The organism is Sphaerisporangium dianthi (assembly GCF_042654065.1).
Taxonomy (GTDB): domain Bacteria; phylum Actinomycetota; class Actinomycetes; order Streptosporangiales; family Streptosporangiaceae; genus Sphaerisporangium; species Sphaerisporangium dianthi.
The window spans coordinates 204,945-215,640 of the sequence record NZ_JBHSFP010000002.1; the positions used below are offsets into that span (position 1 = coordinate 204,945).

A 10,696-nucleotide genomic window follows, 5' to 3' on the forward strand; every position below is an offset into this window, starting at 1 on the left:
CTGGGCGAGAGCGGTCTTTATCCGGCGAGCCGGACGACTGCGGGAATCCCATCAAAGTTTTGCGGTGACCTGACGTGATCTGTGCGATTCGAACCGTGCGCGCGGTGATCTGCGGGGGTATGGACTATTGATGTGGGCTCATGAACTAAGGGCGGTTTTGGAGTCGGCGTGTCGTACTGAAGCCCTGGGTGAGCGAATATGGCATCGAGCTCAGCGAGCCGCCGGCCGGCGCAGGGATTGCCGGCCGACGTGACGAGCTTCGTCGGACGTCGGCAGGAGATGGCCGAGGTCAAGTCGCTGCTGTCGAAGTCGAGACTGGTCACGCTCACTGGCTTCGGCGGGGTCGGCAAGACCCGGCTGGCCTCCCAGACCGCCCAGGACGTGCAGCGCGCCTTCCCCGACGGCGTATGGTTCGTCGACCTGTCAGCGCTGGACGACCCCGATCTGCTCGTGCCGACCCTGCTGGAGACCCTCCAGCTCGAGGAGCGGTCCAGCCGCCCTTCCATGGCGGCGGTCGCCGAGCACCTGGCCGACAAGAAGGCCCTGCTCATCCTGGACAACTGCGAGCATCTGCTGCACGACTGCGCTGTGCTCGTGGAGGACCTCCTGGTCATCGCGGACGGGCTCCGGATCATCATCACGAGCAGGGAGCCGCTGCGCATCCACGGCGAGCGCACCCTCGTCGTGCACCCCCTCCCCGTCCCCGACGGGGAAGGGGAGCGGCTGTCGACCGAGGCGCTCGCGGAGGTGGACGCGGTACGCCTGTTCGTGGAGCGTACCGACGCGGTGCTGCCGGGCTTCTCGGTCACCGACGACAACCGCGACGCCGTGGTGCAGATCTGCCGGCGCCTGGACGGCATCCCGCTGGCCATCGAGCTCGCGGCCGTGCGGTTGCGCGCCCTGTCGGTCCAGCAGCTCCTCGACCGGCTGGAGGACCGGTTCAAGATGCTCACGACCGGGTCGCGGACGGCCGCCCTGCGCCAGCAGACGCTGCGCGCCCTGGTCGACTGGAGTTACGGGCTGTGCACCGAGCCGGAGCGGCTCCTGTGGGCGCGCGCCTCGGTGTTCTCCGGCGGCCTGGACCTCGAGGCGGCCGAGGCCGTCTGCTCCGGCGACGGCATAGCCCGCGAGGACGTCGTGGACGTGGTCAGCGGTCTGGTGGAGAAGTCCGTGCTGGTCCGCGAGGAGTACCCCGTGGGCGTGCGCTACCGGCTGCTGGACACCGTCCGGCAGTACGGCAGGGACCGGCTCGCCGAGTCCGGCGGGCAGGCGGAGCTGCGCCGCAGGCACCGCGAGTTCTACCGCGCGGTGGCGCACCAGGCGTACGCGCTGATCTTCACCGGCGCGCAGCTCGAGTGGCAGCGCCGGCTCCGGCTGGAGCACGCCAACCTGCGGGCGGCCCTGCACGCCTGCTTCGACGACGGCGACGCCGAGGACGGCCTGCGCATGGCCACGGACCTGCTCTACCACTGGAAGACCATGCACCAGATCGGGGAGGGGCGCCGCTGGCTGGAGGACGGCCTGGCCAAGGTCACCGCACCGTGCGAGTCACGGGCCTGGGCGCTGTGCTACGGGAGCTGGATGGCGATCATCATGGGCCACATCCCGGCGGCGACCGCGATGATCGACGAGGCGCGCGAACTGGGGGAGATGCTCGAACTCCCCTCCTTGCGCGCCTACGTCGCCCTGTTCTCGGGGATGACGGCCGTCTACCGCGGCGAGATCGACACGGCGACCGGCCTCTACGAGGAGGCGCTGGCCGGGCACCGCGCCGCCGGGGACGAGCGAGGTCAGGTGCTGACGCTGACCAGGCTCTGCCTCACCTACGGGCGCAAGAGGGACGTGGAGCGGGCGGCCGCGGCCGGCGAGGAGGCGGTCCGCATCTGCGACGCCCGCGGCGAGGGCTGGCACCGTGCCTACGCCGTCATGGCCCTCGGCGTGCTGGCCTGGCGCGAGGGGGACATCGCGCGCGCCATCGACCTGGAGAAGGAGAGCCTGAGGTTCAACGGCACGATGGAGGACTGGCTCGGCGTGGGGATCAACCTGGACGTGCTGGCCTGGATCTCCGTCGCCGAGCGCGACCATGCGCGGGCGGCCCGGCTGATCGGTGCGCTGTGGGCCATGTGGCGGACCTCCGGCAGACCGCTGTTGCAGTTCGGCCATCTGCTCGTCTACCACGACGAGTGCGAGGCGAGCATCCACCAGGCGCTCGGCGAGCCCGCCTTCCGGGCCGCCCTGGACCAGGGCGCGCGGCTGTCGTTCGAGGAGGTGCTCGCCTACGCCATGCAGGAGAGGGCGCCCGCCGCCCCGGACGAGGGGGCACGCTGCACGTCCTCGCCGCTGACCCGCAGGGAGATGGAGATCGCCCGGCTGGTCGCCCAAGGGGCGAGCAACAAGGACATCGCCACCACGCTGGTCATCGCCCGGCGGACGGCCGAGGGGCACATCGAGCACATGCTGAGCAAGCTCGGCTTCCACTCGCGCGCGCAGATCGCGGTGTGGATGGCCGAGCAGGATCGCCTCGCCGGGGCGCACGAGTTCGAAGGGCCGTCCCCGGCCGCCCCGCGGGGCCCGGCGGTGGCGGGGAGCCCGGAGGCGAGGAGGGGCGCCCGGCAGCCGGGCCGGGCGGCCAGGTGAAGGTCGTGGCGCCATGCGCGGGACGCCGGGGCCGGCGGACGCGGGCGGTCCGACGGCCCCGGCGCCGCCAGGGGAGGGGGCGGGCCCGAAGGCCCGGGAGGCACAGCGGGGAAGCCCGCGCCGGGGAGCGTGAGTGACGCGGGCGCGGCGTGCGCGCCGGCCCGCCGGGCCGGCCGTCCTCAGTAGGGGAGCATTGTGCGCCCCGACGGGGTGCGCAGGTCCTGGGCTTCGTCGGCGAGGCGGCGGCGCGGCCTGCGCGCCTTCTGGCGGGCCCGGTACGCCTGCCGGCCCGCGGGGACCGCGACGGGGCCCGCCTGGTCGCGGCGGGGGTCCTCACTCATCGTCGCGGCTCTCCTCGGTCTCGGCCGGCGCGGTCTCGGGCTCGCAGGCCACCTCGAACCAGACGACCTTCCCGGTGGACAGCGGGTGGCTGCCCCACGAGGTGGAAAGCGCTTGCATCAGGTACATGCCGCGACCGCCCTCATCTCCCTCGTGGACCTCCCGGACTCGAGGCGGGGCGGGGTTGGTGTCCTGGACCTCGCAGCGCAGCGTTCCGTCGTCCATCGCCAGCGACATGACGGCGCCCCACGAGTGGCGCATGGCGTTGGTGACGACCTCGCTGACGAGCAGCTCGACGACCTCCGCCTGAGCCGAGAGGCCCCAGTCCGACAGCTTCCTGCGCACGCGCCTGCGGGTCTGCGGGACCGTGGTCGGCTCGGGGACCAGCACCCACGACGCGCGTCTGCCGGTCTGGCGCGCGGGCCAGAGGTGCACGGCCGTGCGGGCGTGCCAGCGGGTCCTTCCTGGGGTGTAAGCGGTGGTCATGCGGCACATCCGTTGGCGACGCGATGGGCGGGAGGGACACTGCGCCCGTCAGGCAGCAACTCGCCAGTGTCGTCGAAGACGACCACCCCGTTGCAGAGCAGCCCCCACCCCTGCTCCGGGTGGAACGCCACCAGGCAGGCCGCTTCGTGATCGACAGCGTTGGCCGGCGGGCACTGCGGTTGGTGTTGACACATGACTGGCACCTGAATCCGATGTGATCTCTTACTGGCGGGTCGTGTTCCTCGACATCTCGAGCATCGTCCTGTTGACGCATACCTAGTAACGGGACAACTACCCACTTTGATACCCATTCCACCCAAATGGGTGCCTATTCTTTACCTTGGGGAGTGCCCCGGCTGACCAGGCGGGACGAACGCGGCCCAGGCGATCTACCCTGCCTTCGGGAACCCAAGGAGACTCGCGGTGCTCGCTGGGGAGTCCGTTGACACGCGTCCGCCGGCGATGTTCTCATTCGTTAGTAAAGTTTCCTAACCAGTAAGGGAGGCCAGGTGCCGATCCCCCCGGCTTCACGGCACTCGCGCGTGCGCGTCCTGGCGGTCCCGGCGGTGGTCGTGCTCCTGGTCGCGGCCTGCGGCGCGGGCAGGGACACGCCCGCCGGGGCGTCCACGGGTCACGCGGCGGCAACGACGGCGGGCAAAGCGGAGGCGATGGCGGCGTCCGCCGGCCTTACCGACCCGCGGAAGAAGGACATCGCCATGCGACTGGTGTCGAGCGCGGAGAACTCCTCGCTCGAATGGCAGGCCCAGTACGGCTACATCGAGGACATCGACGACGGCCGGGGCTACACCGCCGGCATCATCGGGTTCTGCTCCGGCACCGGCGACATGCTGGAGCTCGTCGAGCTGTACACCGCGCGCGAGCCGGGCAACGTCCTGGCGAAGCATCTGCCCGCGCTGCGCGCCGTCGACGGCACCGACTCGCACAAGGGGCTCGGCCGGGAGTTCGTCAAGGACTGGAAGGCCGCGGCCAAGGACACGGCCTTCCAGACCGCGCAGGACGACGAGCGCGACCGGGTGTACTTCGACCCGGCGGTCCAGCAGGCCAAGAAGGACGGCCTGCGCGCCCTCGGCCAGTTCATCTACTACGACGCCTTCGTCATGCACGGCCCCGGCGAGGACGCCGTCAGCTTCGGCGGCATCCGCGAGACGGCGCTGAAGAAGGCCAGGCCGCCCGCGCAGGGCGGCGACGAGCAGGCCTACCTCGACGCCTTCCTCGACGCCCGCAAGGCCGCCATGAAGACCGAGGAGGCCCACGGCGACACCAGCAGGGTGGACACCGAGCAGCGGGTCTTCCTCAAGGCGGGCAACCTCGACCTGAACCCGCCGCTGTCGTGGAAGGTGTACGGCGACGATTACCTCATCGACGAGTAGGGCGCCGCGGCGCGGGAAGGCGGCGCGCCCCCACCGATGATCGGTGAAGGCCCGCAGGCCGGCGCGAGGGCGGCCTCACAAGGCCTTCAGGCCCTGGATCACCTCGCGCAGCAGGCGTTCCTCGGGCAGCTGCGAGACGGTCGCGGGAGGCCGGACGGTGACGAGACCCTGGTCGCGCAGGTCGCCGAGGAGGACCCGGGTGACGCCGAGCGACAGGCCGCTCTCTGAGGCGAGGTCGACCACCGACATGGGCTGGGCGCACATGCGCAGGATCCGCAGATGCTCGGGGCTGAGGCCCGGCTGCGGCCTGCCGCCCGGCACGGCCCTGACGATCGCGACCATGTCGAACGCGGGCCCCGAGGGCCGGGTGCGGCCCCGGGTGACGGTGTAGGGGCGGATGAGCGGTCCGGCGTCCTGGTCCAGCCAGCGTTCGCCCTCACTCATGACGCGTTCCCCTCACCCTCGTGCGCCCGCTCCCAGCCCGCCCGGAACGAAGAGAACATGTCGGGGGACGGCTGGAGCGGCTCGGCATCGGCGCGCCCCTCCGGCGCGCCGTTCGCCTGGGCCCCCGGGCTCTTGGACGCGCGCTCCGGAGCGGGCGCCTCGCGAAGCTGGGGGGCCAGACTGGCCTGGCGCACCCGGTGCGGCAGGCCGGCGCCGCGGCGAGATCCCCTGGTCTCCTCGCCGGCGCCTTTCGCGCGGTGGGCGCCTCCCGCCTCACCGGTGGGCCGGGTGGTCGCGCCGGACCGGCCGTTGCCGCTCCCGAGCGCGGCGGTGAGGCTCGGGCCGGCGCCGAACCACCCCTCGTCGCCGTCGGTGGTCTGCTCCGCCGAGGGCGGTTCCGCCGAGTGCGGCTCGGGAGATCGCTCGGTCGGCATGACCAGGCTCTCGGGCAGCAGCACGATCGCCGTGGTGCCCCCGTAGGGGGAGGGCCGCAGCGAGACGCGGATCTCCCGCCGGGCCGCGAGGCGGCCCACCACGAACAGCCCGAGCCGGTCGCTGTCGGCGAGGTCGAACTCCGGCGGGTCGGCCAGCCGCCGGTTGATCTGCTCCATCTCCTCCGGGCTCAGGCCGAGGCCGCGGTCCTCGATCTCGATGGCGAAGCCCCTGGCGACCAGCTCGCCGCGGACCTCCACGTGGGTCTGCGGCGGGGAGAAGATCGTGGCGTTCTCCACGAGCTCGGCGAGCAGGTGGATGACGTCGGTGGCCGCGGCGCCCGCCAGCGACATGCTCTCCGGTATGGCCACCTGGACGCGCAGGTAGTCCTCGACCTCCTCCACCGCGGCGCGGACGACGTCGTAGAGGGGGATCGGGTTGCGCCAGCCGCGTCCCGGGACGGCGCCGGAGAGAATGATCAGGCCCTCGGCGTGCCGCCGCATGCGGGTGGTGAGGTGGTCGATGCCGAACAGCTCGTCGAGCATCTCCGGCTCGGTGACCTTGCGCTCGAGCGCGTCCAGCATGGACAGCTGGCGGTGCAGCAGCGACTGGTTGCGGCGGGCGAGGTTCAGGAAGACCTTGCCGACGCCCTTGCGGATCTCCGCCTGCCCCACCGCCGCCTCGATCGCGGTGGTCTGCACCGAGGTGAACGCCTCTCCGACGTTGGCGACCTCCACGGTGGGGCCGGCGGCGATCGGCGGGGTCTCGGCGGCCACGTCGACGTCCTCGCCCTGCCGCAGCCGCTGGACGACGCGCGGCAGGCGCTGGTGGGCGAGTTCGAGGGCGGCGTGCTGCAGGCTGATCAGTTCGGCGGTGATGCGCCGGCCGAACCGGATGGAGACGTACAGGGAGACGCCCACCGCGATGAGGCCGAGGAACAGCGTGAGGGCGATGCGCCACAGGATCACGCCGGCCAGCGGGACGGCGCGGTCGGCGATGCGCTGCGACACGATCCCGTTCTGCCGGTCGAACGCCGTCGTCAGGGAGATGATGTTGGTTCCCCAGTTGACCGAGCCGCCGGGCAGTCTCCTGCCGGGCTGCACGTCCTGCGCCACCTGGTCCTCGATGGAGGCGAACCTGGTGTAGGTCGGGGAGTTCTGCAGCACGAGGTACGGCTGGCGCAGGTCGGGGTCCAGGAGCTGGAAGCCCATGTCGTACAGCATCCTGCGCTTGGTCACCATGGTGGTGAACACGATGCGCTCGTCGCGGGTCATGGAGCCGGCGCGCACGACGCCGGCGAGCAGGGCGGCCTGCTCGCTCATCAGGTCGCGGCTGCGGTCGATCAGCGTCACCGCTCTGGTCGGCGGGCCGATCTCCAGGTCTCCGACGAACTTGAGGCTGTCGTACACGCGGCCGACGGCGTCGGAGATCAGGCGGTAGGCGTCCAGGGTGAGCAGGCGGCTGAAGCTCCTTGAGTCGACTCGCGCCCGGATGTCGGGCAGCCGGTGCGTGGTCTCGATCAGTTCGGTCACCCGCTGGTACATCTGCGGGCTGGACTCCTGCTCCGAGGCGCTGGACAGCACGGCCTGCTCCAGCGCGCCGCGTGCCTGGTCGGTCTTGGCGCGCTGGACCTCCAGTTCGTTGAGGCCGCCGGAACCCGAGCTGAGGTAGACCACCGACTCGTAGCGCTCGTTCTGGATCTGCGTCGCCAGGGCTCCGGTGGGGACGATCAGGCTGTCGTAGATCGTCCGGACTCTGAGGAGGTCAAGACCGCTCTGGACGGTGATCATCGCGGAGTACGCCCAGATGCCCAGCAGAGACAACAGCGGCACCAGTACCAGAGTCAGGATCTTGAACTTGATGGACCTCTTACGCCCGCCCATGTGACCTCGCAGGGGAACCGCATCGTTACACGCGGGTTATTGGTGGCGAAACAGTACCAACGTGGGTCAGGTGTAGGTAGGGCCTCTAAGTAACTAAACGGGCCCTTTTCGGCGTACTAGTCGCTCCACTGTGGCAATTATCGTCTGGTTGTCAGACAATATGGTGCATGCACTCCGACGCCTCCACGACCGTCTCCGGACCCGCCGCCGTGGTCGCCGCCGCCGTCCTGTGGGGCACCGCGGGGACGGCCGGCACGCTCGCTCTGAGCGGCGCCGCCGACCCTGTGGCGCTCGCCGCGGCCCGCCTGGTGATCGGCGGCGCCGTCCTGGCGGCGGCGGCCGGGCCCGCCGCCTGGCGCCTGCTCTCCGGCGGGCGCGGGCGCGTCCTGCCGCTCACCGCCGCCGCGCTGGCCGTGGCCGCCTACCAACTGTGCTATTTCGCCGCCGTCGGCCGCACCGGCGTCGCGGTCGGGACGGTGGTGGCGATCGGCAGCGGGCCGGCCTTCACCGGCGTGCTGTCCTGGCTGCACGACGGCCGGCGGCCCGGCCGGCGCTGGACGGTCGCGACGGCCGCCGCCGTCGCAGGGTGCGCCGCCCTGGTGCTCGGCGGTCAGACCGTCGGCGTCGACCCGGGCGGCGTCCTGCTGGCCCTGCTGGGAGGGCTGCTCTACGGCTTCTACTCGGTGACCGCCGCCCGGTCGATCACCGCGGGAGCCGCCTCGGGCGCGGTCATGGGCGTGCTCTTCGGCGGCGCCGCCGTGGTGATGCTGCCGGTCCTGCTGTGGAGCGGCACGGCCTGGCTGGGGGAGCCCGGCGGGCTGCTCACCGCCGTATATCTGGGGTGCGCCACCACCGCCCTCTCCTATTTCCTCTACGGGCGGGGCCTGCGCACCACGCCGGTGGCCAGAGCGTCCACCCTGGCGCTCGCCGAGCCCGCCGTCGCCGCGCTGCTCGGCGTCGCCGTCCTGCACGAGCGGCTCACCGCCGTCTCCTGGGCGGGGCTGGCACTGCTCGGCGCCGGCCTGCTCCTGGTGGCCCTGCCCGGACCGGCCGGCGTCCCCGAGGCCGCGCCGCGCACGGCACAATCGTCGGCGTGAAGCTGCGCCCGGTCTCCACGGTCGACGCCCTCGCCGCCGCCCTGCGCCGGCGCGTGCTGTCCGGCGAGATCCCCCCTGGCACCGCGCTGCCCGAGCAGGAGCTCGGAGCCCTGTACGGCGTGGCGCGCCCGACCGTCCGCGAGGCCCTGGCCGCGCTCGTCCACGAAGGCGTGCTGCGGCGCGAGCGCAACCGCAGCGCCTACGTCCCCGAGGTCACCCGCGCCGACCTGGACGATCTGATGTACGTCCGCCGGCCGCTCGAGGCCCTCATGGCGGGCAGGCTGGCCGGCCGCCGGGTGCCGCGGGCGGACGGCGCGCTCGCCCGCATGGCCGCCCTGGCGCCGGACGCGCCGTGGGCCGACGTGGTGGCCGAGCACATGACGCTGCACGAGGAGCTCATCATCGCCGTGGGCAGCCCACGGCTGGAGCGCCTGTACGGCGTCCTCGCCGCCGAGACCCGGCTCGGGCTCGTGCGGCTGCGCACGATCTACCCCGACAGGGCGACGCTGATAGCCGAGCACATAGATCTGCTCGACGCCATCGCGCGCGGGCCGCAGGACGCCGCCAGGGCGGCCGTGGCCGCCCACCTGGACCACACATGGGGCGACGAGTGACGGCCGCCGGCGGGGTCCTGCCGGCCGGCCGGCCGCCCGGGAGCGTGCGCTGATTAGCGGCTTCGCTTGCATGGAGTGCTCGTAAGTCGTCACAATCGCGCCCATGCACGGCAACTCTGTGCCGGATACCTATGTCTACGTCACCGAAGAGGGCGTCACACGTCACTACGCCGATGGCAGCGTGGAAGCCCTCGCGTGGGAGGACGTCGTCGAGGTCCGGGTGGGCGGGGTCACGGAATCCGACATCCTCATAGTCCTGCTCGACCGCGACGGGCAAGGATGCGTGGTGCCGCGCTCGGCGACCGACGCCACCTTCCTGGCGAGGCTGCGCTATCTGCCCGACTTCGACCTCGACCGGCTGAGCGAGGCGTTCACGGCCGCCGCGCCCGCCTACGTGGTCGTGTGGCGCAGCCCCGACCCGCCGACCCCGCTGCCCGACCTCGAATACGACTGAGCCTCGAAGGCCTTCCCGTGCGGCCGCGCGCCGCCCGTCGATCAGTCACCGTGCCGGCCCGCGCCCGCGCGGAAACGGCCCACGCCCTCCTTGGCCGCCCCTCGCAGGGAGACCAGGCCGTGGCGGAACTCCTCGCGCAGGGCCTCCTCCTCCGATAGCCCTTCCTGCGCGAGGGCCGACAGCCGGTCCTGACGCATGCATTCCTGGGGCTGCCCGGCGAGCTGGAGCGCCAGCTCCTCGGCACGCGCGCGCGCCGTCCCCGGCGGCACCACCCGGTCGACCAGGCCGATGCGCAGGGCCTCCGCGGCGTCCACCGGGCGGCCGGTGAGGATCATGTCCATGGCCCGGCCCGCGCCGACGAGACGCGGCAGCCGCACCGTTCCGCCGTCGATGAGCGGGACGCCCCAGCGGCGGCAGAACACCCCGAAGGTCGCGTCCTCGGCGGCGACCCGCAGGTCGCACCAGATCGCCAGCTCCAGCCCGCCGGCCACCGCGTACCCCTCCACGGCCGCGATCACCGGCTTGGACAGGCGCATGCGGGTCGGGCCCATCGGGCCGTCCCCGTCCTCCGCGAGGCGGTTGCCGCGTTCGGTGCCGACGGCGTGCAGGTCGGCGCCGGAGCAGAAGACGCCGTTGTCGCCCCACAGCACGGCGACGGCCGCGTCGGAGGCGTCGAACGCGCGGAAGGCGTCCGCGAGCGCCGTGGCGGTCGGTCCGTCCACCGCGTTACGGACATCCGGACGGGAAAGGACGACGGTCGTGACCGGACCGGATCGCTCCAGGTGAATGCCAGACATGTGTTGAATCTAGCGAGCCTGGGGTTACGTACACAGGTTTGGACCGTTCCGTCAAGGAGCGTTGGTCGGGAGTTCAGGCCGATTGTGGCCATTGCCAGGCTATTTCGCTAGGCCCAAATGAT

The 10,696-nt window shown here is 72.0% G+C and carries 11 protein-coding genes; 5 read left to right on the forward strand and 6 right to left on the reverse strand.

The window, feature by feature from the left end; all coding sequences use genetic code 11:
• The first annotated feature begins 249 nt into the window (after positions 1–249).
• The gene (locus ACFO60_RS03990) at positions 250–2,637 is read left to right on the forward strand and encodes an ATP-binding protein (protein WP_380836996.1); all 2,388 of its coding nucleotides are present in this window, start codon (positions 250–252) and stop codon (positions 2,635–2,637) included.
• A gap of 179 nt (positions 2,638–2,816) precedes the next feature.
• Here the strand turns inward: ACFO60_RS03990 and ACFO60_RS03995 are convergent, their stop codons facing one another.
• The 3 genes from ACFO60_RS03995 to ACFO60_RS04005 are packed head-to-tail and all read right to left on the reverse strand — an operon-like array spanning position 2,817 to position 3,656.
• A complete protein-coding gene (locus ACFO60_RS03995) occupies positions 2,817–2,978 on the reverse strand; it encodes a hypothetical protein (protein ID WP_380836999.1) in 162 nt (53 codons plus the stop codon).
• Entirely contained in the window at positions 2,971–3,462 is a 492-nt protein-coding gene (locus ACFO60_RS04000; RefSeq protein WP_380837002.1) for an ATP-binding protein, read from the reverse strand. The genes ACFO60_RS03995 and ACFO60_RS04000 overlap by 8 nt, the downstream gene beginning before the upstream one ends.
• Positions 3,459–3,656, reverse strand: coding sequence for a DUF5999 family protein (locus ACFO60_RS04005; protein WP_380837005.1), 198 nt, complete (start codon positions 3,654–3,656; stop codon positions 3,459–3,461). The genes ACFO60_RS04000 and ACFO60_RS04005 overlap by 4 nt, the downstream gene beginning before the upstream one ends.
• A 315-nt stretch (positions 3,657–3,971) precedes the next feature.
• On the opposite strand from ACFO60_RS04005, the gene ACFO60_RS04010 reads away from it, so the two are divergent.
• Positions 3,972–4,853, forward strand: coding sequence for a chitosanase (locus tag ACFO60_RS04010; protein WP_380837008.1), 882 nt, complete (start codon positions 3,972–3,974; stop codon positions 4,851–4,853).
• 75 nt (positions 4,854–4,928) lie between these two features.
• Here ACFO60_RS04010 and ACFO60_RS04015 read toward each other — a convergent pair whose 3' ends face one another.
• Together ACFO60_RS04015 and ACFO60_RS04020 are read right to left on the reverse strand one after the other, a co-directional pair.
• Positions 4,929–5,297: a DUF742 domain-containing protein gene (locus tag ACFO60_RS04015; RefSeq protein WP_380837011.1), complete on the reverse strand. Its 369-nt coding sequence runs from the start codon at positions 5,295–5,297 to the stop codon at positions 4,929–4,931.
• On the reverse strand, positions 5,294–7,612 hold the full coding sequence (locus tag ACFO60_RS04020; protein ID WP_380837012.1) for a sensor histidine kinase: 2,319 nt from the start codon (positions 7,610–7,612) through the stop codon (positions 5,294–5,296). The genes ACFO60_RS04015 and ACFO60_RS04020 overlap by 4 nt, the downstream gene beginning before the upstream one ends.
• Positions 7,613–7,779: 167 nt before the next feature.
• Between ACFO60_RS04020 and ACFO60_RS04025 the strand changes: the two genes are divergently transcribed.
• The 3 genes from ACFO60_RS04025 to ACFO60_RS04035 all read left to right on the forward strand — a co-directional run bounded on the left by ACFO60_RS04025 (position 7,780) and on the right by ACFO60_RS04035 (position 9,777).
• The gene (locus tag ACFO60_RS04025; RefSeq protein ID WP_380837014.1) at positions 7,780–8,709 is read left to right on the forward strand and encodes an EamA family transporter; all 930 of its coding nucleotides are present in this window, start codon (positions 7,780–7,782) and stop codon (positions 8,707–8,709) included.
• On the forward strand, positions 8,706–9,323 hold the full coding sequence (locus ACFO60_RS04030; protein ID WP_380837017.1) for a GntR family transcriptional regulator: 618 nt from the start codon (positions 8,706–8,708) through the stop codon (positions 9,321–9,323). Before ACFO60_RS04025 ends, ACFO60_RS04030 begins: the two co-directional genes overlap by 4 nt.
• Positions 9,324–9,426: 103 nt before the next feature.
• On the forward strand, positions 9,427–9,777 hold the full coding sequence (locus ACFO60_RS04035; RefSeq protein WP_380837019.1) for a hypothetical protein: 351 nt from the start codon (positions 9,427–9,429) through the stop codon (positions 9,775–9,777).
• A 41-nt stretch (positions 9,778–9,818) separates the two neighbouring features.
• Here the strand turns inward: ACFO60_RS04035 and ACFO60_RS04040 are convergent, their stop codons facing one another.
• A complete protein-coding gene (locus tag ACFO60_RS04040) occupies positions 9,819–10,574 on the reverse strand; it encodes a crotonase/enoyl-CoA hydratase family protein (protein WP_380837020.1) in 756 nt (251 codons plus the stop codon).
• Between the last annotated feature and the right edge of the window lie 122 nt (positions 10,575–10,696).